A 26120-nucleotide genomic window follows, 5' to 3' on the forward strand; every position below is an offset into this window, starting at 1 on the left:
GTCAAAGATACCCCCTCAGGGACGCGAGGCGTTCCTGGAGGTTGGCGATGTGAGTGTGGAGGGGGTTGGTGTCTTGCATGCTTGAAATTTGGACTGAGAAAGCTCCCGATGATACCGCAACCAGACCTGCGGCGGACAGTGCACCGAAGGCCTGCGCGCGCGGACAAGGGGGACGCAATCGCCTGATTGTCTATACTGGAACAGACGTCAGCGAGCCCCAGGAGGCGCCCCATGGCCCGGTTGCCGCGATTCACCCTCCCGGATTATCCACAGCACGTCATCCAGCGCGGCAACAATGGGATAACCATCCTCCACGACGAGGACGATTACTGGGTGCTGTGGTCGACGTTGCGGGATGCCGCGCAGAAGTTTGCCTGCGCAGTACACGCATACGCACTGATGCCGAATCATTTTCACCTGCTTCTGACGCCAACACGGAGCAACGGCGTCGGCAAGCTGATGCAGTACACTGGTCGTTACTATGTGCAGCACGCCAACCGGCGCTACGCGCGCACGGGCACACTCTGGGATGGCCGCTATCGGGCCACCCTGGTGGAGCCGGATGCCTTCCTGCTGCCCGTTTCCCGCTATATCGAGCTGAACCCCGTTCGCAGCGGCATCGTCGACACGCCAGCCGCCTACGAGTGGTCCAGCTACGGCGCCAATGCACTCGATGCGGACGACGTTCTGGTCTCACCCCATGCAAGCTACCAAGCGCTCGGCGAGGATGCGGTGACGCGTCGGGCGGCCTATGCCCAGGCCTTTGCGACACCACTCGCGCCAGCGTTCGTCCAGCGCCTGCGCGACGCCACCAACAAGGCTTGGGTGCTCGGCGGCGACGACTTCTGCCGCGAGGTGGAGGGCAAGTTGCACCGCCGCACCCGCCCGCAGCCCCGTGGTGGTGACCGCCGCTCTGCAGCCTTCCGGCGCGCGCTGGCGGCGCGTCGTGGGGCCGCCGCCGAGCCGCACCACAGCCGGGACGATCTGTAATAACCTTGCGCCAGACGGCGCGCGGGTACCCCAGGGCTGGGAGCGCTTGACGGCACGCCGCGCCGGCCGGTCGAGCGCGCCCGGGGCGTGGACAGCAACGCGCCGAGACGCCCCGCGGCAGCGTTGCACAGGCGACGCCGAGCGGACCACACGGCCGGCGCCCAACCGAGCCCACAAGCGCATGCACCACCCGACGAGGCCGAACAGCATGTCGAAGATTCATATCGTTCGTCGCCACACCCTCTCACTGGAGGACGCCAGAACCGAGGTGGAACGGATCGCACAACGGGTGGAGCGCGAATATGGCGCCGACTATGCCTGGGACGGCGACACCCTCAACTTTGCGCGCTCCGGCATCTCGGGACGCATCACTGTCACCAAGGAGGCCCTCGACCTCACGGTACGTCTCGGGCTGCTCCTATCCGCCCTGAAGGGACAGATCGAAGAGCAGATCGTGATCAAGGTTGACGAAACCCTGGCTGCCCGGGGTGCGCTGCCTCCCCCCGAGAAGGCCGACTGAGCGCCACCGGCACCACAAACAGCCTTCAACTCTAGGGTTAACAATGGCCTTAAGCCCACTGACTTAAGACAGGTTTTTCATAGCGACGCCCCTTGTATTTCACGTCGCTACGGCCTATGCTGGTGGCGTAAAAGACAGCGCATCGGGCCTCGTCCATCGTCGGGGGAAACACAACCTGCACCGGGCAGGAGGACGGGTGTCCTGCATCTTCGAAGCAAGCCGGTCACGGGGGTCACCAGCATGCCAGGAAACCCGCAGCACACGTGGGTCCATCCAACCCACAGCGACAACAGGGTGCCGCACCACTGCGACCGCCGCAGCTTCCTCGGGCTGAGCGCACTCGCCGGTGGCGCGCTGCTCTGCGGGCTGCCCGACGTCGGCAACGCCAGCCGACGGCCAACGCTGCAGGCGCAGCTCGTCAGTCTGGTCAAGCGCCAGCGCGCCGAGGGCAGGATCCGCTGGGACGAAAAGACCTCCTGGTCCGTCTACGACTTCACCGGTCGCGAAAAGCTGGTGTCGATCAACGAGGAGGAGCCTCGGCAGGCGGCGAGCATGATGAAGCCGTTCGTTGCGCAAGCATTCTTCTACACCATGCGCGACAGCGGTGGGCGACTCAAGTACAGCTCGGGCATCCGCGACACCATGGAGCGCATGATCCGCCAGAGCAGTAACACCGCCACCACCGAGATCATGCAACTGGTGAGTCGGCACAATGGCAATACGGGACCGAAAGCCACCGAGCAGGTCCTGAAGCGTCACGCGCCCGGCGTCTTTCGGCAAACCAGCATCGTCGAGTACATCCCCGCGAACGGTCGCACCTATCGCAACCGGGCCTCGGCCCGCGATTACAGCCGTTTCCTCTACGCCCAGTGGCATCGCCAAATGCCGTATGCGGCGGAAGTGCTGGAGCTGATGGCCCTGCCGAATCATGACCGCATCACCCGCGGCGTCAGCAGCATGCCCTCGGATGTTCTCGTGTACGATAAGACCGGCTCCACAGCCATGCTTTGCGGTAATATGGGCATCATCGAGTGCCAAGACCGACGCGGTCGCCCGCGGCCATACACGTTCATCGGCATCATCGAAAAGGCCAGCCGCACCGACTACTACGCGCGTTGGATCACCAACCGCAGCAATGCCATGCGCGAAGTCTCAGACCTCGTCTACAACTACATGCGCGGTGAGCACCGGCTGGCCTGACCCGCATCTCCAGGCCGTTGTCGCGGGCGCACGCGACGGCCTGTGAGCAAGCCCCGTGGCCGTGCACGCGTCGCACTTCGTTTCAGACGCGATATCCAGATTTCGTCCACCGTGCCGCCCCCTGATCGCCCCCTGATCGTCCCCTGACCGCCGACGGCTGACGACGCACCACCAACAGCCGCCAGGGCCTGCCTGACTCGGCGGCCGCACCTGCGATCAACCCGTACACCTCAGTCGGTGCCACGCCGATGGCGGTCAGTTCGTGGGCTACCCGCGCCATGGGCGGCCCGGCGCCGACAGCCTCTTTCACCAGCGCCACAGACCCCCCACTTCAGAAGCCTCCGCGGTGGCATCTGCCGCGTCGTCGAAGCCGCAACTGGCCATGCGCACCCTACTCGTCCTCCTGCTGCTGTTCCCCACGCTCACCGGGGCCGCCGGCGACCGCGTCATCGTCGCCGAAGTCACCACCGAGCCTTGGGCGGACCGCACCGAGGCGCTCGGCACCCTGCGGGCGGATGAATCCGTGGTGATCACGGCCAATGTCACCGAGACCATCTCGGCCATCCATTTCGACGACGGCCAGCGGGTGGACGCCGGCGAGATCCTGGTGGAGATGACCAGCGCCGAAGAGACGGCCCTGCTCGAAGAGGTGCGCGCGCGGGTCGCAGAGGCCGAGCGCCAGTACGCGCGCGTCCAGTCCCTGGCCGAGCGGGGCTCCGCCTCGGCGTCGCTGCTGGACGAGCGCCGTCGGGAGTTGGACACGGCGCGGGCGTCGTTGGTGGCCGTGGAGTCCAGGCTGAAAGACCGGGTGGTCAAGGCGCCGTTCGCCGGCGTGGTGGGCCTGCGCAATATCAGCTCGGGCGCCCTGGTTGAGCCGGGGGATGTCATCACCACGCTGGACGACGATCGCACCATGAAGCTCGACTTCACGGTACCCAGCGTTTTTCTCACCTCACTGCGACCTGGCCTGGCCATCGAGGCGCGGGCGCCGGCGCTGGAGGATCAAGTCTTCTCAGGTGCGATCAGCGCCGTCGATACCCGCGTCGACCCGGTCACCCGCTCGGTGCAGGTGCGCGCCCGGCTGCCGAATCCCCGGCGGTTACTGCGCCCGGGGCTCCTGATGCGCGTCGAGCTCCTGCGCAACCCGAGGCAAGCGCTCACCGTTCCAGAAGCAGCGCTGCTGCACCGAGGCGACGAGCACTTTGTGCTGGCGTTGACCGACACGCAGGACGGCGCCGCGGTGCCTGAGCGCCGCAAGGTGCAGATCGGCGCCCGCCGACCCGGCCTCGTTGAGATCACCGGCGGCCTCGACGCCGGCGAGCGCGTCATCACCCACGGCAACGATAAAGCGAGACCCGGCGAGCCGGTCGCGATCATCGCCGTCGACGACGGCACCCGCCCGCTCGCTGAGCTCTTGGCCCAGAAGCCAGCGGCCGACGCCGCCGAGCGCCCAGCGGCAGAGCGCGCAGAATGATCCTCTCCGACGTCTCGGTCCGTCGCCCGGTGCTGGCGACGGTACTGTCGCTGCTGCTGGTGGCCTTCGGGCTGGTGGCCTTCGACCGGCTGCCGCTGCGCGAGTATCCGGACATCGACCCACCGGTGGTGTCGGTGGACACGGTCTACCCGGGCGCGGCGGCCAACGTGGTGGAGACACGCATCACCCAGCTGATCGAAGACCGCATCGCCGGCGTGGAGGGCATCGAGACCATCGAGTCCGTCTCCCAGGACGGGCGCTCGCGTATCACCATCGAGTTCAACATCGGCCGCGACATCGATGGCGCCGCCAACGACATCCGTGACCGGGTCTCGGGCATCCTCGACCAGCTGCCCATCGAAGCGGAGCCACCGGACATCCAGAAGGTGGACAGCAGCGACGATGTCATCATGTGGCTCAACCTCGTGAGCGAGCGCATGACCGTCCCGGAGCTGACGGACTATGCCCGGCGCTACCTGGTGGACCGCTTCTCCGTGCTGGACGGCGTCGCCCGGGTGCGTGTGGGCGGTGATCAGACCTATGCCATGCGGATCTGGCTCGACCGCAACGCACTGGCCGCCCGCGGGCTGACCGTCGCCGACATCGAGGCCGCCCTGCGGGCCGAGAACGTGGAGCTCCCGGCGGGCAGTGTCGAGTCCGTCGAACGCCAGTTCAGTGTGCGCACCGAGCGCAATTTCCAGACTCCAGCGCAGTTCGCGCGCCTGGTGGTGGCGCGCGGCGATGACGGCTACCTGGTGCGCCTGGGCGACGTGGCCCGGGTGGAGCGCGGCACGGAAGAAGACCGCACGGTGTTCCGCGGCAACGCTGTGCCCATGATCGGCCTTGGCATCATCAAGCAGTCCACCGCCAACACCATTGCGGTGGCCGACGCCGCCAAGGCAGAGATGGCCCGCCTCAACCCGACTCTGCCCGAAGGCATGGCCATCAAGCAGTCCTACGACACCTCGGTGTTCGTCAAGGACGCCATCAAGGAGGTCTACAAGACGCTCGGTATCGCCATCGGCCTGGTGGTGCTGGTGATCTTCCTGTTTCTCGGCTCGGTCCGGGCCATGCTGGTGCCGGCGGTCACCGTGCCGGTGTCGCTCATCGCCACCTTCAGCGTGCTGCTGGTGCTCGGCTTTTCGGTGAACATTCTCACGTTGTTGGCACTGGTGCTGGCCATCGGCCTGGTGGTGGACGACGCCATCGTGGTGCTCGAGAACATCCACCGGCGCATGGAGCAGTACGGTGAGACGCGGCTCGTGGCCGCCTACCGCGGTGCGCGGCAGGTGGGCTTCGCGGTCCTCGCCACCACCATCGTGCTGGTGGCCGTGTTCGTGCCCATCGCCTTCCTGCAGGGCGATGTGGGGCGGCTGTTCAGCGAGTTCGCTCTGACCATGGCCGCGGCGGTGAGTTTCTCCACCTTCGTCGCGCTGTCCCTGTCGCCCATGCTGGCGTCCAAGATCCTGCCGCAGGCGCGCGCCGCCGGAACACGGAATGAGCGGCGGCGCGCGAGCCTGAGCACCGGCGTCGACTGGGCCTTCGGCCGGGTGCGACGCGGTTATGGGGTACTGCTGCGATTCTTCCTGAATCAGAAATGGCTGGTGGCACTGCTGTTCGCGGCCACCGTCGCCGGCGCCTGGTGGCTGTTTCAACAGATTCCGCAGGAATACACCCCGCAGGAGGACCGCGGCGCCTTCTTCGTGCTGGTGAACGGCCCCGAAGGCGCGTCCTTCGCCTATATGGAAGAATACATGGACGAGATCGAGCGCCGCCTGCTGCCCTACGCCGAATCCGGCGAGGCCATCCGCGTGCTCATGCGCACACCCCGGGGCTTCGGTGGCGGCGACAGCTTCAACAGCGGCATCGTCATCATGGTCATGGCCCCCTTCGGCGAGCGCCGCTCCAGCTTCACGGTGATGAACGAGATCCGCGCCAAGCTCGGCGACCTGCCGGGTGTGCGCGCCTTCCCCGTCATGCGCCAGGGCTTCGGCGCCCGCATCCAAAAGCCGCTGCAGTTCGTCATCGGCGGCGGCACCTACGAGGAGCTGGCCGCCTGGCGCGACCGCCTGCTCGCCGAGATCGACGCCTCCAACCCGGGCCTCATCGGCATCGACTGGGACTACAAGGAGACCAAGCCCCAGCTGCGCGTGGATATCGACTACGACCGCGCCGCGGACCTAGGCGTCACCGTCAGCACCATCGGCCGCACGCTGGAGACCATGCTCGGCTCCCGCAAGGTGACCACCTACATCGACGCCGGCGAGGAGTACGACCTGATCCTGGAGGGCGAGCGTGACGCCCAGCGCACGCCGGCGAGCCTGCAGAACATCTATGTCCGCTCCGAGCGCAGCGGCGAGTTGATCCCATTGGCCAACCTGGTGCGCATCACCGAAATGGCGGACTCCAACGCACTGAACCGCTACAACCGCGTGCGCGCCATCACTATCGAGGCCAACCTCGCCGACGACCTGGCGCTGGGCGATGCGCTGAGCTACCTGGAAGGCCTGGTGGCCGAGCATCTGCCCGAGCAGGCCATCGTCGACTACAAGGGGCAGTCCCAGGACTTCAGAAGCTCCGGCGGCGGCATCCTGTTCGTCTTCCTGCTGGGCGTGGCCGTGGTCTATCTGGTGCTCGCCGCCCAGTTCGAGAGCTGGGTGCACCCCTTCGTGATCATGCTCACGGTGCCGCTGGCCATGGCCGGCGCCCTGCTTGGGCTCTGGCTCACGGACCAGACGCTCAACATCTACAGCGAGATCGGGCTCATCATGCTGGTGGGTCTGGCGGCCAAGAACGGCATCCTCATCGTCGAATTCGCCAACCAGCTGCGCGACCAGGGCCAGGCCTTCCGCGACGCCCTGCTCGAGGCCGCCGATGTGCGCCTGCGGCCCATCGTCATGACCGGCATCACCACCGCCGCCGGCTCCCTGCCGCTATTGATGAGCACCGGCGCCGGCGCCGAGACCCGTGTGGTCATCGGCACCGTCATCCTCTCCGGCGTCCTCGCCGCCACCCTGTTCACGCTGTTCGTCGTGCCGGTGGCCTACGACCTGCTGGCACGGCGCACCGGCTCGCCGGGGGATGTGGCGCGGCGGTTGGCGCGGGAGGAGGCGATGTGACCGGCCGCGGCCGGCCGGGAATTCGTCTGGATTGGCAGGCCCGCATTCGCGTGCCACACTCACCGAACGCGCTTGCACAAGACCGCGGGCGACAACGGCCGCACCACGCAAAAGCGTTCATCCGACGCCGCGTCATGCGCCTGCATCGGGGGCACACCCAGACTGAAACCGCGCTGCCACTGGACTGGGATTCGACCGATGGCGACACGCAGCATCCTGCGCACCGACCGACAGGGTGAAAGCCGGTGAACACCCAAGCCACCGCCGAAGCGCGCGATCCGCTCCTGTGCGCGTCGGCGTCGCGCGATGTGACGGAGGCGGCATGATGAACGTGGCGGCGTTGGAGCAGCGCATCCGTCTCGGTGAGGACTCGACACTCGAGCTGAAGCGGGTGGACCTGAGCCCGGTGGGCAAGGTTTTGGCGCCGCATGCCGATGGACTCTCGGATGAGCTGGCGGCGATGGCCAATGCCGCCGGCGGGACGCTGGTGCTTGGTATCGACGACAAGACGCGAGCCGTGACCGGTATACCGCTGGCGCAGATGGACCAGGTCGAGGCATGGGTCACGTCGATCTGCACCGACCGTATCAAGCCGCCGCTGGATGTGGTGACCCGGCATTTGGAATTGACCGGCGTCGACGATTCCCGCCGGGCTGTGATCGTCGTGGACATACCGCGCAGCCTTTGGGTGCATGAAGGCGCGAACGGCTATTTTCGGCGCGTCGGCCATGCGAAGCGCAAGCTCACACCGGATGCGCTGGCACGGCTGTTCCAGCAACGCAGTCAAGCGCGCATCATTCACTTCGAAGAGCAGGCGGTGCCGGGCTGTTCGTTCGACGACCTCGATGCGCTACTGGTGCGCCGCTTCCTGAAGCCGGAGCAGGGCGATACGATCGCCCAGTTGAGCAGGCTGCACCTGCTGCGCGACATCGACGGCATCACAGTTCCGACCGTGCTCGGGGCCTTGCTTTGCACATTGGAGCCGTCGCGCTGGCTGCGCAGCGCCGAGATCATGGCGGTTGCGCATCTGGGCACCAAGAACAACCCGGACGAGCAGATCGATGCCCGCGAGATCGCCGGGCCCCTGGATCGGCAGATCCTCGATGCCTTCCATTTCGTCGAACGCAACATGACGACGGCGGCGCGCAAGCCGCTCGGGCGTATCGACTATCCGCAATATGCACTGATCGCGATATTCGAGGCGATCGTCAACGCGGTGGCGCACCGGGACTACTCGCTCCATCACCAGCGCATTCGGCTGTTCATGTTCCAAGACCGGCTGGAGATCCACTCGCCCGGCGGCCTGCCCAACACCCTGTCGCTGGAGTCCATGACGCGGCTATCGGTGCCACGCAACGAGGTCCTGGCGAGTCTGTTTGGCCGCTACTATCCGGTGGAGGACACCAGGCTTGGCCGGAGCTATCTGATGGAGCGGCGCGGCTTCGGCGTCGAGACCATCCTCGGCGAGAGCGAGCGGTTATCGGGCAGACGGCCGGTCTACGAACAGATCGGCGATCTGGAATTGTGTCTCACCATCTTTGCCGCCTCGCCACCCAGCCCGCAGAAACCGACAACCTAAGCACGCAACTCAGCCCAGCGCCGCCGCCCGGTCCGTGCGCTCCCACGGCACGTCCAGGTCTGTGCGCCCCATGTGGCCATAGGCGGCGAGCTTGCGATAGAACCCTTCCGGGTGCTCGGCGGGCAGGCGCCGCAGACGCAAGTCCCGAACGATGGTACCGATGCGGAAGTCGAAGTGCTGTTGCAGGCGCCGGGCGATCTCGGCGTCGTCGATGCGGCCGCTGCCGAAGGTACGCACCCGCAGGCTCACCGGACCGGCGGAGCCGATGCTGTAGCTGAGCTGTACCTCGCATTCCCCGGCGAGGCCGGCGGCGACGGCGTTCTTGGCGGCATAGCGGGCGGCATAGGCGCCGACGCGGTCGATGCGCATGGGGTCCTTGCCGCTCAGCGCGGCACCGCTGTGGCGGGCGTACTCGCCGTAGGTGTCGATACCCGTCTTGCGGCCCGTGAGCCCGGCGTGCACGGCCGGGCCGCCGCCGATGACCGGCCCTTCGGGATTGATGAAGTAGTGGGTATTGCCGTCCGGCGCCACCGGTTGCGCGGCGAGCACCGGCGTGATGACGCCATGGATCAGGTCGGCGCGCAGGCGATCGAGCCCCGCGTTGGCGTCTTCCTGCTGACTGGTCTCCAGCGCCACGCTGTGGATACGCAGGGGCTGCCCGGCCCGATACTCCACGCCCACCTGCACCTTCGCATCCGGTAGCAAATACGGCAGTTCCTGCTCCAGATCCGGATCATCCAGGCGCCGTGCCAGGGCATGCGCAATGGTGATGGGCAGCGGCATCAGGCTGTCCGTCTGGTCGCAGGCATAGCCGAAGACGGTGACCTGATCCTTGGCGGTGATGCGTCCCAGGGCCTCGTCATCCAGCGCGTCCAGATCCAGCGGCCGATAGTCTCGCTCGGTATGATCCATGAAGCTGGTCATGATGGTGCAGGCATCGGCATCGAAGACCGCCCTGGGGTAGCCGACGCCGCGGATCACCGCCCGGGCGACGTCGGGGATGGCAAAGCCCCCCCTGGAGGCATAGTGCGCCGAGATGAAGAGCACGCCGCTTGCCATGGCGCATTCGGCGATAATCCCGGCATTCGGGTCCTGCCCCAGAAAGTGATCGACGATGGCGTCGCTCACCTGATCGCAGAGCTTGTCCGGATGGCCGGTGGTGACCGATTCAGACGTAAAGATGAAGTCGTCGCTCATGGGTGCGCTCCGGACGATGGGGAATCAGTGGTTGCGGCCCGGCATCGTGATCAGTCTCGAGTGACAAGGCGCGAGCCGCGGGGCAGCCGCCATCACGACGCGCATCAGGCCCCCGTGCCCCGCGTCCCTCATGCAGCGTCACCGCGCGCCAACACCGCCGCATGCGCCGGTCCCCGATAGGCGGGCTTGGTGGCCTCGTTCACGATCAACGGCAGGATCACGCCGGCGCCGATGGCGGCGAGGTCCATCCAGCCGAGGGGCACGGTGCCGAGCAGGCGCCGGGCGCCGGGGACCACGCTCACCACCACCTGCAGCGCCGCCATGCCCAGCACGGCGCGGGTGAGGTGCTTGTTGGACGCGAGCTTCTCGCCGCCGAAGACATTGCGGTGGCGCGAGCGCGAGCTCAAAGCATGGGTCAGCTCGTTCATCACCAGGGTGTTGAAGGCGAGCGTGCTCGGCGCCGGCCCGAGACCGTACCTGCGCATGCCGTAGATGAAGGCGCCGGCGGTGCCAAGGCCGATGGTGCCGGACTCGAAGGCCATGCGCTTGAGGTCCTCGCGGGTGATGATGGGCTCCTCCGGATCCCGCGGCGGGCGATCCATGATGTCCGGCTCCGCCGGCTCCATGGACAGGGCCAGGCCGGGAAAAATGTCGGTCACCAGATTGATCCACAGGAGCTGCATGGGGTTCATGGCCTCGCCCCAGCCGAGCATGACGCCCGCCAGCATCACCTCGATCTCGGTGAGGTTGGTGGACACCATGAAGTGGATCATCTTGCGGATGTTGTTGTAGATGGTCCGCCCCTGGGCCACCGCGATGGTCATGGTGTGCAGGTTGTCGTCCTCCAGCACGACATCCGAGACCTCGCGGGCCACGTTGGTGCCGCTCTCGCCCATGGCCACGCCGATGTCGGCGGCCTTGAGCGCCGGGCCATCGTTGATGCCATCACCCGTCATGGCCACCACCATGCCCGCCTCCTGCAGCGCGCGCACGATCTTCAGCTTGTGCGCCGGGCTCACGCGTGCGAATACGTGCACATTGCGCACCAGGCCGGCCAGCAGCTCCGGGTCCATCTCCTCGAGCTTGTTGGACTCGAGCACTTGCAGCGGCTTGTCACCGGACAGCCCCAGCTCCTTGCCGATGGCATAGGCCGTAGCGCTCTGGTCGCCGGTGATCATGATGGTCTCGATGCCGGCCTGGTGATACTCATCGATGAGCCGGTCCATGCCCGGGCGCATGGGGTCCGCCATGCCGGCGAGGCCGAGCCAGCAGAGCTGGCCGGTCTGCTCGGGCATGGCGCCGTCGTCCAGTTCCCGGTAGGCGGCGCCGAGCACGCGCAGGGCCTGGCCCGCCATGCGCTGGTTTTGGTTGGTGATCTCGGCCCGCATGGCCTCGGTGAGCCGCACCTGCCGGCCATCGCGCAGCATGCTGGTGCATAGCGCCAGCACCTCGTCCGGACTGCCCTTGACCGCCAGCAGATGCTTGCCATCCTTGTACGGGTGCAGGCTCGACATGTACGGGCGGCCCTCGGCGCGGTAGCGGGTCTTCAGCCGCGGGCGCTCTGCGCGCAGCGCCGGCACGTCGATGCCCGCCTCCACCGCCAGTTCCACCAGCGCATTCTCGGTGGGGGAGCCGGCGTACTGCCAATTGCCCGGCACCCCCTTCAGCTCGGCCTCGCTGCAGAGCGCGACCACCTGCATCAGCCGCACCAGCGCCGCACGCGCCAGCGGGTCCACGGCGTGGCCGTCATCGTCCGTAAACTGATGTGCCGCCACCTTGAAGCGCTCGCCGCCGCCGTACACCGCCACCACGGCCATGCGGTTCATGGTCAGCGTGCCGGTCTTGTCCATGCAGAAGACCTGCACGGAGCCGAGTGTCTCCACCGCATCCAAATGGCGCACCGCGACATTGCGACGGCGCATGTCGTTGATGCCCATGGCGAGCGTGGTGGTGGCCACCGCCGGCAATCCCTCCGGCACCGCGGCGACGGCGAGCGACACCGACACCTTCAGCATCTCCAGCCAGGCGAAGCCCCGCAGCACCCCAACGCCGAAGACGCCGGCACAGACGCCGCCGGAGAGCAGGGCCAGCTGCGTGCCCATGCGCCCGAGCTGCTTCTGCATGGGCGTCTCCGGCGACTCCGCCTCGCCCACCATGGTCTGGATCTGCCCCAGCTCCGTCGCCGCCGCCGTGGCCACCACCAGACCACGGCCGTTACCGCCGGTCACATGGGTGCCCATGTAGGCCATGTTGCGCCGATCGCCCAGCGGTGTGTCGTCCTTGGCCACGAACGCCTGATCCTTGCTCACCGGCAGGCTCTCGCCCGTGAGCGCGGACTCGTCCACGCTGAGCCGATGCGCCCGCAGCAGCCGAATATCGGCGGCGATGTAATCCCCCGGGGCCAGCAGCAGCACATCACCGGGAACGATCTCTTCCACCGGCACCGTCACCGTCTCCCCCCCGCGCAGGACCTTGACGCTGCGCGCACCGCTCTGGGTCAGGGATTCGATGGTGCGCTCGGCCTGGCGCTCGGTGACGAAGCCGATGACGCCGTTGATCATGACCACGCCCAGGATCACCGCCGCATCCAGCAGACCGCCGGTGGCGAGGGCCACCCCCGCGGATACCGCCAGCAGGCCCACCGGCAGGCTGTTGAACTGGCCGACGAAGATGGCGATGTCCGAGCGCGTCTCAGCCGCCGTGAGCGCGTTGTGGCCAAAACGACGCAGGCGCTCGGCCGCGGCGTCCTGGCTGAGGCCGTCGTCCGTGATGGTCGCCAGGGCCTGTTGCACGTCCTCGAGCGTCATGGCGAACCAGGCCTGGATGGGCTGGGGCTCCAGCGCCCGCGGCTGGCTCACCGCCGCCGACCCCGCCAGTGCGCCGGCGGCGGGCCGCCGCAGCGGTTGCGCCAGCGCCGGCACCACCAGCCGGCCGAGGCCGCGCAGCACCGCTGCGACCGCCGCCAGCGCGGGACGCTGCGGATAGGCGCGCAGTGAGCGCCGCTGCCCGGGTGGCGGCTCGCCCAGTTGCTGGTCCACCAGGGCCACCAGCTGAGACAGGGTCATGGGCGCCGTGTAGCACACCAGCACCCGCCCCGTCGCCGTGCTCGCCGACACCCGCTGGATGCCCCCCACGGCGGACAACACCCGCTCCAGGCGCCGCTGCAGGACGGGCATCCGATACAGGCCGCGCACCTCCAGCCGCACCCGATCACGGCAACGGACATGCACCGGCACGACGCGCTCGGTGGCGGCGACAACGGGCACGGGATCGCTCATGTACTCCTCTCGGTGGCTCGGTGCCCGCACGGCGGCCTGCAAGCCCCGGGCGGGAGCGACGCGGTGGAGGGCGGTCTGCGCCGCCTCTGGTGCGCGTGATGACGCTCACGCCGCGCGTGGGGGAAAACGCCAAGCACAGCGGGCCGCCCTGCGGCACTCAGGGCTGTTACGAACCTTTGAGACTGAACGCCTACAGCCATGGCACCCGACGCCGGGCGGCGAGTCGATCGTCGCCGCTACGCACCAGCATCAGCCCGTGGCGATCCAGCGGGTGCCGGACGAGCTGATCCGCGGGCAGGGACGCAGCTGCGCGCGCGCCCACAGCCTGGGGCCGAAGACGACACCCCGCACCGCCACCGCAATCAGGAGCGGATGCATCGGCGTTCTCGGCGGCTGCTGGACATGCGCCAAGCATAGACGTCGTCGCATCCCTTGGCCACCGACACCCCGGCGGCGGCGGGTCTGCTAGGCTTGCCCGGTAACAGCACCGCCGACTGCTCAGTGCCATCACCCCGAGGAGACGCACCCATGGCAACCAAGAAGGCCGTCGAGCTGCTCAGAGCCGGTAACATCGATGGCTTCAACCAATGGGTCAAGGAGCGCCGCAAGAAGGGCAAGAGCGCTGTCGACCTGGACGACAAGGACCTGAGCGGTCTCAAGCTCGCCGCGGCCGACCTGCGGGATGCGCACCTGAACGGCGCCAACCTGCGCAAATGCGATCTCCGTGGCGCCAATCTCCATGGCGCACGCCTGCGCCAGGCGGACCTGCGCGGCTCGGACCTGCGCGACGCCGACCTCAGCGATGCCGATCTGCGCAAGGCCAAGCTGAAGAAGACAAGCCTGAAACAGGCCAACGTCGCGGGGGCTCGCGGGCTCAAATAGCGCTCACCGGGGGGTTGCCCGCAGCCGCGGCCGCTGACCCGCCGGCGGCGCCATGCCACCGCGACGGCAGCGGGCGGGCGGGAGCGCACCGCCAGCGCAGCGACGGCGCACGCCGCGCCTCACCAACCCTCGATGGGACTGAACTCGCGGGTGCCGAGCCGATCCTGCTCACGCAGCTGGACGTAAGCCTCGCGGATCACCTGCGCGCCGTAATCGCGCTCCAGCCGGCGCACGATAAAGTGCCCGCGGGCGACGTCCTGGTAGTGCTGCATGAAGATCAGGTTCAGCGTCGCGGCACTGAGCGCGCCGGCCACCGGAATCAGCTGCGCGGCGAGCTTGTCGGAGACCACCACGCCGAAGCGTGCGGCCACGGCGCGGGCGAACTGAATGGCCGCCGGAAGCTGCGGACCCTCGGCGGCGCCGGCGAATCCGAGCAGGTTCTCGAAATGCAGGCCCAGGGTGATGCGCATGCCGTAGTAGCCGATCTCGGCCTCGTCGTCGTCCTGGGTGCGCCCGCCGAGGGCGAACACCTGCACACAGGCGAGCCGCGCCTCGCGGCTGCCCATGATGTCCTCGCCCTCGCTGCGGGCGATATCGGCGATGGAGCGCAGCATCAGCGCCGTCGCCACCGGTAACTCGGCGAGCACCGTCACCGGTCCGAAGAAGCCGCCGACGGCGCCGGTGCCCGCCACCAGCGCCCGGTGCAGCAGATCGCTGGACGGCATGGGCTCGCGTTGGTCCATGGAGCCCATGGCCATCTTGAGCGCGCGGTACATGTTCATCTCAACGGCCTGGTCCAGGCGCTTCTTCCAGCGCCTGGGTATCAGCTTCATGGCCTCCGCAAAGGGCGAGGCGAGCACATCGCTGAGGCGGGCCGCGAGGGATGGATGCTCCAGGCGCTCGTAGGCCCACGCAAGCTCGCGGGCGGCCAGGGCGGGCAGTCCGGCCGCGACGAGCTGGCGTGCGCCCGGATCGCGCCCGTCGACGGCGGCGGTGGTCTGGTCGGCGTCATTCATAGCCCAAGCTTAGGCGAAACGCCGCCGTGGTGCCCGCGAAAACCGCTGTCCGCCCGCAGCCGCCAGACGTGATCGCCGCCGCGGTGTCGCCCAGGGGTGTGGACTTTAAGGTCTGTGACGACACGGTCATCTTGCACGCGGCTCCGTCCCAAGCATCGATGGCCATCGGCCGGGCACAGTTCCGCTATGCTGAGAAGAGATCAAGCAGAGCGTCCGGAAATCCCCATGCAGGCCACCGACGGCGATACCCCACGACACCAAGGCGATGGCGCGGCCCGCTCCGTGGGCCGGCGCCAGTCCCTCGCCGCTGAGGAGTTCTTCTATTTCTTCCTGCGGCTGCGCAAAAACGAGATCCGCCGCACGGTCCGGCAGCTGGAGCAGCAGTTCCCCGACGACGACCTGCAAGCGCGCGCCCGGCGACTGGTGGATGCCAAGACGGGCCTGGCCGCCCTGGGCGGGGGCCTGCTGTATGTACCGGGCCTGTTCCCGGCGGCGGGCCAGTTCCTGAAGCTGGCCGGCGTCGTCGGGGCCGCCTCCATGCTGACGCGCATGCACCTGTACCTGATCCTCGAGATCGCCGCCGTCTTCGGCGAAGACATCGATGACCTCGCCCGGGTGCCGGAAATGCTCGCCGTGGTTGCCGCCACCGGCATGGGCGGCGCAGCGCCGCAGCTGCTCGCCGGCTATCCGGTGGCGCCCTGGGTGTCGGTGGGTGCCGGGGCGCTGTCCATGGCGACGGTGACACGGCTCATCGGCCTGGCGGCGACCCGCTTCTACGCGACGCGGCAAGCCCAGGACGCCGCCGACGCCGCCCCATCGCCGGCTGCCGACGCGGCGGGGCCGGCCTGATGCCCACGCCCCAGGCCACCCGCGCCGCCGCACCGGACACTTTGCATGAACTACCCCACTGGGCCCAGCAGGATACAGCCCCGCTGCGCCGCGACCGCGCGCATGCCCGCTGAAGCCCGGCCTGACGTCACCCAAGGAGGCAACCCGGGGAGGCAACCCCAGGGAAGCAACCCAGAACCCAGCGCAGCCATGACCGCCAACGCCCGCGAGCCGAAACCACCGCAACCCCTGGACCAGGCCGCCGCCGACGCGGTCAACGCCGTCTATCATCTGTACGACCCGCCGCTGTGGCTGGTGACCGCCGCCGAATCACCGGCGGCCGGCAGCACCCGCGGCGGCTGCATCGCCACCTTTGTCGCCCGCGCCTCCATCGTGCGCGATCGCCCGCGCATGCTCGCCGGCATCGCCCGCCAGCACCACACCTGGCGCATGATCGAAGCCAGCCGCCGCTTTGCGTTGTACCTGCTGCCGGCCTCGGCACTGGCGCTGGTCTGGCGCTTCGGGCTCGCCAGCGGCAAGCAGGTGGACAAGTACGCCGATCTGCCGGATACCCGCACGCCGCTCGGCAACCCCTGGGTGGACGGGCCCATCGCCTGGCTCGACTGCCAGGTGGAGCAGGCCATGAGCACCGGCGACCGCAGCGTCTATATCGCCGCCGTCACCGGCGGCGGCGCCTTGGCGAACGCGGCGGAGCCGCTCACCGCCGGCGGGCTGATGGCGCTGGCGCCCACCGACAAACGCGCCGAGCTGGACCGCCTCTACGCCCGCGACGGCGGCATCGATGCCGCCGCCATCGACGCCTGGCGGGCCAGCCACACCGGCTGAGCGCTTGAGGCAAACGCCGGCCCATTGGCGTTCCCCATGCGGGGCGGGATGCGCCGCCAGTTTCAGCGGCGCCTTGCCGCCTTGAAGACGACCCCTCCGCACCCCCGCCGCTCATCGCGCCATCGACGGTCACGCGACTGCAACGCACCAGCGCGCCCAACCTCCGCTAACATGCGGCATAACCCGCGTCAGTGGGCACGCCAGCACCGCCACTCGTCACCTTGATATGGGATCACGCGCATGCAGTACCGCCCCCACAAGACCAAGATCATCGCCACCATCGGCCCGGCCTCTGATCAGCCCGAGCGGCTGCGTGCCCTCATCGACGCCGGGCTCGACGTGGCGCGGCTCAACTTCTCCCACGGCGACCCGGACTACCACGCCAGCATCATCGCCCGGGTACGCGCCGCGGCGGCGGCCGCCGGCCGCCGGGTGGCCATCATGGGCGACCTGCCGGGTCCCAAGATGCGCGTCGGCGAGATCGCGCACGAGCCGGTGGAACTGGTGCGTGATCAGACCATCACCCTCACCACCGAGGACTGCGTCGGCAGCGCCGAGCGGGTCAGCGTGAGCTTCCCTGACCTGCCGGCGGCGGTGCGCCCGGGAGACCGGCTGTTCCTGAACGACGGTTTCATCCTGCTCAAAGTGGTGGCGGTGCGCGGCCACGAGGTGATCTGCAACGTGCGCGCCGGCGGCGAGCTGCGCTCGCGCAAGGGCCTCAACCTGCCGGGCATCGACCTGGGCATCAGCGCCTTCACCAGCGACGACCGCGCCTGGCTCGCGTTCGCCGCCGAGCACCGCATCGACGCCGTGAGCCAATCCTTCGTGGCCACCGCCGATGACATCGGCGCCGTGCGCGACGCCGCGCGGGCGCTCGGCTACGACCCCTTCGTCATCGCCAAAATCGAGCGTGCCGCGGCGCTCGACAACCTGGCGGGCATCCTCGCCGCAGCCGACGGCCTGATGGTGGCCCGCGGTGACCTGGGGGTGGAGATCCCCATCGAAACCATCGCCGTCGCCCAGCGGCGCATCACCGAGCTGGCCAACCGCGTCGGCAAGCCCGTCATCACCGCCACGCAAATGCTCGAATCCATGGTGACCCTGCGCCGGCCCACCCGCGCCGAGGCCACCGACGTCGCCAATGCCATCCTCGGCGGCACGGACTGCGTCATGCTCTCGGCGGAATCGGCCATGGGCCGCTTTCCGGTGGAATCCGTCGAGATGCTCGCCGGCATCGCCGCCGCCATCGAGCCGGAGCGCAACCTCAGGCTCCAGGCCGAGCGCGTCGGCGCCTACGACGCCGATGGCAGCCGTCGCGCCGTCGATCTCATCGCCCGCAGCGTCTATCACACCGCCGAGCGCAGCCAGCCACGACTGGTGGCGGTGCCCACGCGCAGCGGCAACACCGCGCGGCGCATCGCCCGTTTCCGCCTCCCCTGCCCCGTGGTGGCCTTCACGCCCCATCCGGACACCGCCCAGCGTTTGTGCTTCAGCTACGGCGTCTATCCCCAAGAGACCGGCACCGACCTTGCCGACTGGACCGAGTACGTGCGCAGCTGGCTCGCCGAGCAAGCCATCGACGACGGCCTGGTGCTGCTGACACAAGGGCCCTCCGCGGCCCACCCCTGTGGCAACCATCGCCTGGAAATCATCGAGCTGGACGGCGAGCGCGCCGAGGGCTGTCGCTGACCATGCAACCGCTCCGGCGGCGCCCGGTGGGAGCCCGGCGCCGTGGTGCGGCCATGCGCATACCAGCGGTGATCACCGTCGATGATCGGCGCCATGCCCGCTATGATGACGGCGACGACACCGGCAGTCTCACCGATCATGCCGCCGCATCCCCAGACCGCCTGGAGCGCCGCCCACCAGAGGGGCCGCCCGCTCCGGCGCAGCACCAAGACCACCCATGCATCAGGCTCACGCTGGAGCGCCCGACGACGGGCCGCACATCCTCACCCTCCCCGACGGCCGCCGGCTCGCCTACGCCGAGTACGGCGCCGCCGCCGGCACGCCCGTGCTCTACTTCCACGGCTTCCCCAGCTCCCGCCGCGAGGCGCGGCTGATACACGCCGACGCCGTCGCCGCCGGCGCCCGCATCATCAGCGCCGACCGACCGGGCTATGGCGACTCCGACGACGCACCGGACAGGACCCTCGCTGATTGGGCCGACGACTGTGCCGCCCTCGCCGCGTCCCTCGCCCTCGATCGCTATGCGGTGATGGGCGTCTCCGGCGGCGGGCCCTACGCCCTTGCCTGCGCACGGCACCTCTGTGAAAGACAGGCACACCGGCTCATCGGCTGCACCCTGATCTGCCCCTTGGGCCCCATCCACCACGACGAGCTGCTGGCGCAGATGCACCCCGCCACCCGCGCCAGCCTGCTGGTGGGCCGCCAGCCCGCCTGGCTCGCCGACCTGATCTACGGCGCCCCCACCACCGCCTTCCTCGCCCACTGGCCGAGCCTCGTCGAGCGCTTCCGCCACCTCGCCGCCCCGCCCGCCGACGACGCCGTGCTGCGCGACGGCGACATCGCCGCAATCCTGAACCGCACCATCGCCGATGCCATGCGCAACGGCGCCAGAGGCGCCCGCCGCGACCTCACCCTGTACATCCACGACTGGGGCCTGGACCTGCCAAGCATCCAACAGCCCATCCACATCTGGCACGGCACCGCCGACGGCACCGTTCCCATCGGCCACGCCCGCTGGCTCGCCGCGCAGCTCCCCAACGCCCGGCTTACCGAATTGCCCGATGAAGGCCATTACTCCGTGCCCATCCGCTACGCCGGGCGGATCCTCACCGACCTGCTGCACGGCCACGCCACCACCGACGCCGACGCCGACGCCGACGCCGATTGACCAACGTCCGCTGCCAGGCTATTCTTAAGGGCTTCGGGCGCGTAGCTCAGTGGGAGAGCACTGTCTTCACACGGCAGGGGTCGCTGGTTCGAAACCAGCCGCGCCCACCAAATTTCGCAGTCAAATCAGGCACTTTCAGCATCGTCGTCGGGCTCGAGATCGGCGGAAATCGGCAACGTGAAGCCCTCGCGTGAAGCCGCGTACCTATTTCCGGGGTCATCGAGGGCGGCGGCAGCGTCGGCGAGGTCCTCGGGGCGCAGGTGGGCATAGACGGCGGCGGTGACCCTCACGTCCGAGTGCCGCATCAGTTTGCTCACCCGGTCGATACCCACGCCACGCTGCACCAGCCATGACCCGAACGTGCGGCGAAGGTCGTGCGGGTGCACATCCTGGAGTTCTGCTTTCTGGCAGATCGCGGCGAAGGCCTTCTTGATCGAGGCGATGGGCGCCCCGCTCTTTCGGCAGATCACGAACTGGGCGCTCGGGCAGTGCTTGGCCCGGTAGCGCGCACGCTCAACCAGGGCGACCCGGGCGCGATCGTTCAGCGGCAGCGCTGCGGCCTTGCCGCTCTTGCTGTCGGCCTCGGCGAACCAGATCAGCCGACGAGGCAGGTCGACTCGGCTCCAGGACAGCGCTAACGCTTCACCAGGGCGGAGACCAGCGTATAGGCAGAGGCAGCACCAGGGGTGCAGGTACGGCGCTCTGCGGGCTTCCCGTGCGGCCCTGAGTAGTCGGTCGGCTTCTTCCTCGGTGAGCCAACGGCGTCTTCCGTGAGGCTCTCGGAGTCGCCTGGAGGTCCAGGGGTTGCCGATGTCGAGTTCCAGCTCGCGACGCCCCCATGACCATGCGGCGGACGCTAACCCGATCTCCTTGTTGATCGTGCCCGGCTCGGCGCCGGCGGCTACCCGGGCGGCGATGTACGCGCGCACGTCTGCGGCGCCGATTTCCGAGAGCAGTCGGCCGGACAGGTTCAGGTATAGGTGGCGAGCCGAGTAGCGGTCGCGCTCCGGGGACTGTTTCTGGGGTGTCACTTCGCCGAGATAGGCGAGCATCAGCCCGTCGAAGTTGGCGGTGTCGGCCGCCAGCGGTTCCGGCGCCCGGCCGGCCCCTTCGGCGAGCAACTGAGCCCGCAGTGCGGCAGCTTTCAGCCCTTGCGGGTCTTTGGCGTGGGGAATCCCAGCACTGCGGCGAGTTGTGCCGCCGCGTCCGTTCGGGAGCGAGATCCACCAGTACGGCGAGTCCGGGCGGCGAAAGATCCCGTCGCGGTCTTGCTTGCTTCTTCGGGGCACTGCTGTTCCGTGGACTCGCTGGCGTTGTCGTCGCTGAGTGTAGCACTAGGCGTACTAGAGCGCGCGATCAGGGCTCGCACGTCGGCGGGTCGCACCAGGCGGCGGCGACCGACCGAGACCGCCGGGAGCTCCCGGCGCTGTATGAGGCGCTGCACCGTGCGCACGCTTACGCCGCCGAGCTGGCGGGCGGCTTCATCGAGCGACCATAGTAGGGGGTCAGCGTTCATGATCGGCACCTGGCGGCCACGTCGAGCAATCAGAACGGCAAGTCGTCGTCGAAGTCACCGGCCGGCGGCGCTTGCCAGTCCCCGGCGCCCCCGGGCTGCGTCTGCGTCTGCGGCGCCTTGCGGCGTTGCTGCTGCTGCGGCGCTCCATCCTCGCGACCGTCCAGCATTTGCATGTCGCGCACTCGTATCTCGGTGGTGTAGCGGTCTGCGCCGCTCTTGTCCTGCCACTTGCGCGTGCGCAGCTGGCCCTCGAGATAGACCTTGGAGCCCTTGCGCAGATACTGCTGCCCGATCTCGGCGAGCCGCGCCCACATCACGCACCGGTGCCACTCGGTTTCCTCTCGAGCTTCTCCGGTCGACTTGTCGGTCCAGCGTTCGGACGTGGCGACACTGATGGTCGCCACTGGCGTTCCTGACTGCGTGTAGCGAACCTCGGGGTCGGCCCCCAGGTTGCCGATGATGATGACCTTGTTCACACCGCGGGATGGCATGGTGGCTCCTCCGGTTGGGTTGGTTGGCGCGGTTCTTGGCGGCGGTGTCCGTCAGTAGCGGATCGAGACCCCGGGGATTCGGCCTTTGGCGATGGCGATCACGGTGGCCTTTGCCTGGTCGTCGGTCAGGCCGGCGGCAGCTGCGAGGGCGGCGGCGGCGGCGTTGTTCACTGCCGCCGCATGCTTTCTGTTGCGGCGGCGTTGTTCTTCGGCTTCGCGCTCGGCGGCGGCCTTGCGCTCCGCCCGGTAGCGCTCGATACGGGCGGCTTCCTCGGCGTTGCGCTTGGCGGTTTCCTCGGCTTCGCGGGCCCGGCGCTCGGCGTCGGCGGCGGCACGCTCGGCGTCCGCCCGCTCGGTTTCGATCCGGCGGCGTTCGGCTTCGGCGTCGCGATCTGCGCGCTCGCGCTCTTCCTGGCGGATGCGCTCTTCGCGCTCGCGGCGCTCGGTTTCCTCGCGCTCGCGGCGCTCGGCTTCGGCCTTGGCGGCGGCTTCCTCGCGCGCCTTCACGGTCGCGCGGAGCTGCCCCAGCTGGTAAAGCGTGGCGGCCTTGGCGGTCTCGGCGTCCTCCCGGCGCTCGTGCCAGTCGTCACCGATCTCGACGGCTTCTACTTCGGCGATGCGAGCAGCGACGAGGGCGGCCGTCAGCTCGGGGGTGTCCTCAGGAATGTCCCGGAGCAGTTCTAGGCGGCGCTGGAGCTCGGCTTGCCGCTCGGCTTCGGCTTCTTCCCACTGCGTCAGTGGTTGTCGCACTTCGGCCTTCAGGTTATCGAGGCGCTCGCGCATGTCGCGGCGCACGGCATCGACCGCCTTAGCCTGTTCCTTGAGGGCGGAGACGTGGTCCTTGCCGAGCCCATCGAGGTAGGTCTTGCTGCGCGCGACCTTGGCGGCCACGCTGGCGATCGCTTTACGGCCCTTGGCGGTGCTGGCGTCGGGCACCAGCGCTCGGGCGTCGTGCTCTATCTTCGCGAGTAGCTCATCGAGCCCACCGGGCTGAAATAGCGCGGCAGGCTGCGGGTCGTTGAGGGGGACCAGGTTCGTGCTTCCGTTGGCCATGCTCAGGTCTTCTGTTGGTGGGTGTTGCGACAGGTGTGAGACCTGTCGCGATAGTGCTAAACTTAGCACTATGAGGGCTAACGCGCAACGCATTAACCCCCTGCTCGTTGCCGTCAGCTCAGGCGGCGTCTGCGGCCGCAAGCTCGGCTTGTCGCTGCGGGCATAAGTGCGCGACAGCACAGTAGCTCTCGCAGCGCACAGCCGCCCCGGGGCGGATCTCGACGCGGGCCTTGGGTAGTTGCGCGGCATGCGCGTGGGCGTCGTCGGCGTGGGCGTGGAGCTTCACGGCGCGCTTGCGGCCTGCCTGCATGACGGCGTATTGCGTCGGCCGCTCCCAACGCTCGGCCGGTGTGCATGGGACCGGCTTGTCACCGTCGGCGATGTCGTTGCGGGCGGCTTCGTGGTCGGCGAGGCGCGAGACGATGTAGCGCAGGGTTTCGCTGATCGTCCACACGGGCACGTCCAGCACCTGCACAGCTGCGGGCGGATAGTCGCGTTCCCGCATTGCAGCGGGCTTTGACCAGTCACGGAGCAGGGCCACGAGTTGCAGGCGCTCGGGCGCATCGTAGCCGTTGGCGTAGACCAGCCAGCGCAGCACGTTCAGCTGCGCAACCCATTCCTCCTTGACGCCGTTTTTCACGCTCCAAACGCTGCTGTACTTGTAATCCTGCAAAGTGCCGCTGTCGTCGAGTATCAGGTTGTCGAACTGGCCAGACAGGGCCCAGCCGGCAACCTCTGCGGACAGCCGGCGCTCGGCGATGTCGGCGAGCTGATGCTTGATGTTGGCCCGTTCGAGCAATGAATGAATCAGCTGTCCCTGGAGCGCGAACAGTCGATCCGCTGCATCCTCTTCGAGCTCGTGCCAGTGCTCGCGCATGAGGGCGCGCTGCTGCGCCGGCGCTATCAGCTCGGTCACGCTGATGTCGGCATCTCCGCGCGAATACGGGTCGTTCTCGACGGCGGCGACGATAGCGGCCGGGAGGGCGTAATTGTTGGTCACGTTCATTGATCGGTTCTCCGGTTTGGTTCTCGATTGGCGCCGTCCCTGGCGGGTGGGCGAGCTGTTTCCTTTTAGCCCGCGGTGGGCGGCTGTTCCTGGCGGTCGTTCGCCGAACTTTCGGCTTCAATCGCGGCGCGCTCGGCGAAGTCATCGAGGCGCGCGTAGAGCTCCTCGTATTGGGCGCAGGTCAGATCGGCGAGGCTATTGACGCCCCACTTGGCGGCCGTCCATTTCTTTAGCCGCTCACGGTGCGTCTGCAATCCGAGCTCGGTAATCCGAGCTTCCAAGCGGCGCTTTTGTGCATCCGTGATGTGCTGAGCCCCCTTGTTGCCACTGGCCCCGGGCGCGCTGTTGGGGGCAGCGTTGCCGGGCGGGGGGGTGCCAGCTGGGGAGCCGCGACCCTGGCGGGCGCGGCCGGCGTTGCTGCCGGCGGGGGCGGCAGCGTGTGAGCGGCGCGGATCGGGAGCGCCCTGGGCGTCTGTGTCTTCGTCGGCCGTGACGATGCCGAGCGCTGCCGTCAGTGCATATCGGCGCCCGTAGGTGAGAGCAGCACCGACAGCCTGGGCCGCGTTCATGCGGGCGTTGCTGTCCACTGGCACCGGGAACCGCGAGGTCACCGAATGGCCGCCGGTGTGGTGGACGGTGCACAGCACATCGACACCGCCTTGCCGGTCAACGGTGTCGAAAGTCACCGACAGCCCGCACTCGTGGAGCCGGGGAGCGATCGCGCGCCAGATGTCGGCGAGGTCGGCGTATCGGTAACTGAACTTGCCGGTGTTGGCGGTGTGCTTCTTCTCAATCGGCGGCAAACCCGATTGAAAGTGCGCCAGCGCTGCGGCGAATGCGCCGGCGGCTTGCTCCGCCTTGAGCTGCGCGCGCATGTCGAGCAAGCGCTGCATGCTCTCGACGGGCATCTGCGCCTGAATGGCGGCAGCCAGTAGCGACTGAGCGTCGATCTCGACTGGACCAGATCCCGGAGCTGTTGCCGGGAGCGCGTCAGCGCTGGCGGTGAGTGCGTGCTGTGTCATTGGTGTTTCCCCAGATAGAGCCGCCGGCCCCATACCGGCGGCGACTGATTGAGTCAGAACGGGCAATCGTCGGGGTGGTCGAGCCCGAGCTGCATGTCTTGGTGGTAGGTGATGAGGGATAGGGTGCGAAGCTCTGAGATCAGAGCATCGACCATGTCCGGGGTGATCGCCGAATGGTCGCCGGCGGCCGCAAGGTGCTGCGCTTGCTCGATGAGCCAACCCTCATAGTCAGGGCGCGGCGCGTCGTCTGGGTGTAGCCCGGTCTCCGCGCAAACAGGGGTCATGTCTTGGCGTGCTGCATACATGATGCTACCTCCGGTGTGGTATAGCAGCCCTTTTAGTGCTAACGGGGGCGAAAAAAAGGGAGTACTTGTCGCGCTCAATCGGGCTCTCCAGTCCAACAGTGCGCAAATAACGCCGCGCGCGCTGTACGTTCCGCTTATGGGAAATCCGGTAACTCTGGACATCTCCGTATCCGCCGCGCGCGTGCATCGCCACCGTGCAAATATCATCGTGTACGCACGGCGATAGGCCAGTGAACCAAGGAAATCTCATCTGCTCTCTCCGGTCGGGGGGCGGCACCATGCCAGCCCGCACATGTATAGAATAGCACTCTGAGTGCTAAAGTCAATCCCTCAAAGCAACTCTCTCCTGGTGTTTTTGGCATCAACGCTCTATGCGGTTGGCCTCGTATCCCAGCGCCAGGCGGAGCTCGATGCGGATACCGGACCTTTCTCTGCTCTTTGCTTACCAGCTGTTTCTCATTTGGCACGGCTTTTGCAAAACACCATATTCAAAGCCCTACTGCTTATAACTTGGTAAAGCGCTACCTATTGGCACAACCTGTATAGGCTGATAAGCCAATCAAATCTTAGTGCAGCGCCACCGCACCCCGAGCGTAGCGCAGCGGAGCGAGGAGAACGAAGGAGCGGCCGGGTTCGTTAACTTATGGACGTTGTGATGCCTATTAGCTGTATCACTCGTATTGGGGTCTGGTTGTTGAGGACAGCTATTTAGTCATTCGGTCTATTGCTGCTGTCCGCCGCGGGCAGGGATGCCTGCGGCTCTTCCAGCCATGGATGGCGCGCGCTGCCAGGAGCAGCGCACGCGGAGCAGGCGCGCGGGGTTTGCGCGCTTGCGTAGCGGCCAGGGATGGCAGACCCGACTACGAAATCCACACGGTGCGCAGCCACAACCCCAGCACTTATGCACATATCCATAGGGCGTGTTGTGCCCCTCTTTTGCA

General features: G+C 67.9%; 22 protein-coding genes and 1 tRNA gene. 12 read left to right on the top strand and 11 right to left on the bottom strand.

The window, feature by feature from the left end:
- The first annotated feature begins 231 nt into the window (after positions 1–231).
- The 6 genes from QZ588_RS14255 (at position 232) to QZ588_RS14280 (ending at position 8882) form a co-directional block, all read left to right on the top strand.
- Positions 232–990: a transposase gene (locus QZ588_RS14255; protein ID WP_295543612.1), complete on the top strand. Its 759-nt coding sequence runs from the start codon at positions 232–234 to the stop codon at positions 988–990.
- Between the two features lie 208 nt (positions 991–1198).
- Positions 1199–1510, top strand: a complete 312-nt coding sequence (locus tag QZ588_RS14260) for a polyhydroxyalkanoic acid system family protein (protein WP_295543613.1) — start codon at positions 1199–1201, stop codon at positions 1508–1510.
- A 240-nt stretch (positions 1511–1750) separates the two neighbouring features.
- Entirely contained in the window at positions 1751–2710 is a 960-nt protein-coding gene (locus tag QZ588_RS14265) for a serine hydrolase (RefSeq protein ID WP_295543614.1), read from the top strand.
- Positions 2711–3092: 382 nt separating this feature from the next.
- Positions 3093–4184, top strand: coding sequence for an efflux RND transporter periplasmic adaptor subunit (locus QZ588_RS14270; protein ID WP_295543615.1), 1092 nt, complete (start codon positions 3093–3095; stop codon positions 4182–4184).
- Positions 4181–7303, top strand: a complete 3123-nt coding sequence (locus QZ588_RS14275; protein ID WP_295543616.1) for an efflux RND transporter permease subunit — start codon at positions 4181–4183, stop codon at positions 7301–7303. The genes QZ588_RS14270 and QZ588_RS14275 overlap by 4 nt, the downstream gene beginning before the upstream one ends.
- A 322-nt stretch (positions 7304–7625) precedes the next feature.
- On the top strand, positions 7626–8882 hold the full coding sequence (locus tag QZ588_RS14280) for an ATP-binding protein (protein WP_295543617.1): 1257 nt from the start codon (positions 7626–7628) through the stop codon (positions 8880–8882).
- Between the two features lie 9 nt (positions 8883–8891).
- On the opposite strand, the gene metK is transcribed toward QZ588_RS14280, so the two are convergent.
- The 3 genes from metK to QZ588_RS14295 form a co-directional block, all read right to left on the bottom strand.
- A complete protein-coding gene (metK, locus tag QZ588_RS14285) occupies positions 8892–10079 on the bottom strand; it encodes a methionine adenosyltransferase (protein WP_295543618.1) in 1188 nt (395 codons plus the stop codon).
- A 128-nt stretch (positions 10080–10207) separates the two neighbouring features.
- Positions 10208–13357 carry an HAD-IC family P-type ATPase gene (locus QZ588_RS14290; protein WP_295543619.1) on the bottom strand — a complete coding sequence of 1050 codons (3150 nt, stop codon included), beginning with the start codon at positions 13355–13357 and terminating at the stop codon, positions 10208–10210.
- 249 nt (positions 13358–13606) lie between these two features.
- Positions 13607–13735, bottom strand: coding sequence for a hypothetical protein (locus tag QZ588_RS14295; RefSeq protein ID WP_295543620.1), 129 nt, complete (start codon positions 13733–13735; stop codon positions 13607–13609).
- A gap of 150 nt (positions 13736–13885) precedes the next feature.
- Between QZ588_RS14295 and QZ588_RS14300 the strand changes: the two genes are divergently transcribed.
- Entirely contained in the window at positions 13886–14239 is a 354-nt protein-coding gene (locus QZ588_RS14300) for a pentapeptide repeat-containing protein (protein WP_295543621.1), read from the top strand.
- 119 nt (positions 14240–14358) lie between these two features.
- On the opposite strand, the gene QZ588_RS14305 is transcribed toward QZ588_RS14300, so the two are convergent.
- Positions 14359–15255 carry an EcsC family protein gene (locus tag QZ588_RS14305; RefSeq protein ID WP_295543622.1) on the bottom strand — a complete coding sequence of 299 codons (897 nt, stop codon included), beginning with the start codon at positions 15253–15255 and terminating at the stop codon, positions 14359–14361.
- A gap of 186 nt (positions 15256–15441) precedes the next feature.
- Here QZ588_RS14305 and QZ588_RS14310 point away from each other — a divergent pair, with 186 nt between their 5' ends.
- From QZ588_RS14310 to QZ588_RS14330, 5 genes are all read left to right on the top strand, one after another.
- Entirely contained in the window at positions 15442–16104 is a 663-nt protein-coding gene (locus tag QZ588_RS14310) for a hypothetical protein (RefSeq protein WP_295543623.1), read from the top strand.
- A gap of 189 nt (positions 16105–16293) precedes the next feature.
- Positions 16294–16929 carry a flavin reductase family protein gene (locus QZ588_RS14315; protein WP_295543624.1) on the top strand — a complete coding sequence of 212 codons (636 nt, stop codon included), beginning with the start codon at positions 16294–16296 and terminating at the stop codon, positions 16927–16929.
- A gap of 240 nt (positions 16930–17169) precedes the next feature.
- Positions 17170–18618, top strand: a complete 1449-nt coding sequence (gene pyk, locus QZ588_RS14320) for a pyruvate kinase (protein ID WP_295543625.1) — start codon at positions 17170–17172, stop codon at positions 18616–18618.
- 217 nt (positions 18619–18835) lie between these two features.
- Entirely contained in the window at positions 18836–19786 is a 951-nt protein-coding gene (locus QZ588_RS14325; RefSeq protein ID WP_295543626.1) for an alpha/beta hydrolase, read from the top strand.
- 35 nt (positions 19787–19821) lie between these two features.
- Positions 19822–19896: transfer RNA gene (locus QZ588_RS14330), tRNA-Val, on the top strand.
- A gap of 15 nt (positions 19897–19911) precedes the next feature.
- On the opposite strand, the gene QZ588_RS14335 is transcribed toward QZ588_RS14330, so the two are convergent.
- The 7 genes from QZ588_RS14335 to QZ588_RS14360 form a co-directional block, all read right to left on the bottom strand.
- Entirely contained in the window at positions 19912–20907 is a 996-nt protein-coding gene (locus tag QZ588_RS14335) for a site-specific integrase (RefSeq protein ID WP_295543627.1), read from the bottom strand.
- Between the two features lie 23 nt (positions 20908–20930).
- Positions 20931–21302 (bottom strand): helix-turn-helix domain-containing protein, encoded by a 372-nt coding sequence (locus QZ588_RS18155; RefSeq protein WP_366929579.1) that lies wholly within the window; start codon positions 21300–21302, stop codon positions 20931–20933.
- A gap of 29 nt (positions 21303–21331) precedes the next feature.
- Positions 21332–21793, bottom strand: coding sequence for a single-stranded DNA-binding protein (gene ssb / locus QZ588_RS14340; RefSeq protein WP_295543628.1), 462 nt, complete (start codon positions 21791–21793; stop codon positions 21332–21334).
- Between the two features lie 51 nt (positions 21794–21844).
- On the bottom strand, positions 21845–22846 hold the full coding sequence (locus QZ588_RS14345; protein ID WP_295543629.1) for a hypothetical protein: 1002 nt from the start codon (positions 22844–22846) through the stop codon (positions 21845–21847).
- 118 nt (positions 22847–22964) lie between these two features.
- Complete coding sequence (locus tag QZ588_RS14350; RefSeq protein WP_295543630.1) at positions 22965–23852, bottom strand: PD-(D/E)XK nuclease family protein; 888 nt, start codon at positions 23850–23852, stop codon at positions 22965–22967.
- 65 nt (positions 23853–23917) lie between these two features.
- On the bottom strand, positions 23918–24874 hold the full coding sequence (locus QZ588_RS14355) for an ERF family protein (protein ID WP_295543631.1): 957 nt from the start codon (positions 24872–24874) through the stop codon (positions 23918–23920).
- A gap of 53 nt (positions 24875–24927) precedes the next feature.
- Complete coding sequence (locus QZ588_RS14360) at positions 24928–25158, bottom strand: hypothetical protein (protein WP_295543632.1); 231 nt, start codon at positions 25156–25158, stop codon at positions 24928–24930.
- Between the last annotated feature and the right edge of the window lie 962 nt (positions 25159–26120).

The organism is uncultured Thiohalocapsa sp. (assembly GCF_913062725.1).
Lineage (GTDB): Bacteria > Pseudomonadota > Gammaproteobacteria > Chromatiales > Chromatiaceae > Thiohalocapsa.

Excerpts from the sequence above, each read along its gene's own strand:
- QZ588_RS14255 (WP_295543612.1), top strand. The coding sequence starts at position 232 with ATGGCCCGGTTGCCGCGATTCACCCTCCCGGATTATCCACAGCACGTC.
- QZ588_RS14260 (WP_295543613.1), top strand. The coding sequence starts at position 1,199 with ATGTCGAAGATTCATATCGTTCGTCGCCACACCCTCTCACTGGAGGAC.
- QZ588_RS14265 (WP_295543614.1), top strand. The coding sequence starts at position 1,751 with ATGCCAGGAAACCCGCAGCACACGTGGGTCCATCCAACCCACAGCGAC.
- QZ588_RS14270 (WP_295543615.1), top strand. The coding sequence starts at position 3,093 with ATGCGCACCCTACTCGTCCTCCTGCTGCTGTTCCCCACGCTCACCGGG.
- QZ588_RS14275 (WP_295543616.1), top strand. The coding sequence starts at position 4,181 with ATGATCCTCTCCGACGTCTCGGTCCGTCGCCCGGTGCTGGCGACGGTA.
- QZ588_RS14280 (WP_295543617.1), top strand. The coding sequence starts at position 7,626 with ATGATGAACGTGGCGGCGTTGGAGCAGCGCATCCGTCTCGGTGAGGAC.
- metK (WP_295543618.1), bottom strand. The coding sequence starts at position 10,079 with ATGAGCGACGACTTCATCTTTACGTCTGAATCGGTCACCACCGGCCAT.
- QZ588_RS14290 (WP_295543619.1), bottom strand. The coding sequence starts at position 13,357 with ATGAGCGATCCCGTGCCCGTTGTCGCCGCCACCGAGCGCGTCGTGCCG.
- QZ588_RS14295 (WP_295543620.1), bottom strand. The coding sequence starts at position 13,735 with ATGCATCCGCTCCTGATTGCGGTGGCGGTGCGGGGTGTCGTCTTCGGC.
- QZ588_RS14300 (WP_295543621.1), top strand. The coding sequence starts at position 13,886 with ATGGCAACCAAGAAGGCCGTCGAGCTGCTCAGAGCCGGTAACATCGAT.
- QZ588_RS14305 (WP_295543622.1), bottom strand. The coding sequence starts at position 15,255 with ATGAATGACGCCGACCAGACCACCGCCGCCGTCGACGGGCGCGATCCG.
- QZ588_RS14310 (WP_295543623.1), top strand. The coding sequence starts at position 15,442 with ATGCTGAGAAGAGATCAAGCAGAGCGTCCGGAAATCCCCATGCAGGCC.
- QZ588_RS14315 (WP_295543624.1), top strand. The coding sequence starts at position 16,294 with ATGACCGCCAACGCCCGCGAGCCGAAACCACCGCAACCCCTGGACCAG.
- pyk (WP_295543625.1), top strand. The coding sequence starts at position 17,170 with ATGCAGTACCGCCCCCACAAGACCAAGATCATCGCCACCATCGGCCCG.
- QZ588_RS14325 (WP_295543626.1), top strand. The coding sequence starts at position 18,836 with ATGCATCAGGCTCACGCTGGAGCGCCCGACGACGGGCCGCACATCCTC.
- QZ588_RS18155 (WP_366929579.1), bottom strand. The coding sequence starts at position 21,302 with ATGAACGCTGACCCCCTACTATGGTCGCTCGATGAAGCCGCCCGCCAG.
- ssb (WP_295543628.1), bottom strand. The coding sequence starts at position 21,793 with ATGCCATCCCGCGGTGTGAACAAGGTCATCATCATCGGCAACCTGGGG.
- QZ588_RS14345 (WP_295543629.1), bottom strand. The coding sequence starts at position 22,846 with ATGGCCAACGGAAGCACGAACCTGGTCCCCCTCAACGACCCGCAGCCT.
- QZ588_RS14350 (WP_295543630.1), bottom strand. The coding sequence starts at position 23,852 with ATGAACGTGACCAACAATTACGCCCTCCCGGCCGCTATCGTCGCCGCC.
- QZ588_RS14355 (WP_295543631.1), bottom strand. The coding sequence starts at position 24,874 with ATGACACAGCACGCACTCACCGCCAGCGCTGACGCGCTCCCGGCAACA.
- QZ588_RS14360 (WP_295543632.1), bottom strand. The coding sequence starts at position 25,158 with ATGACCCCTGTTTGCGCGGAGACCGGGCTACACCCAGACGACGCGCCG.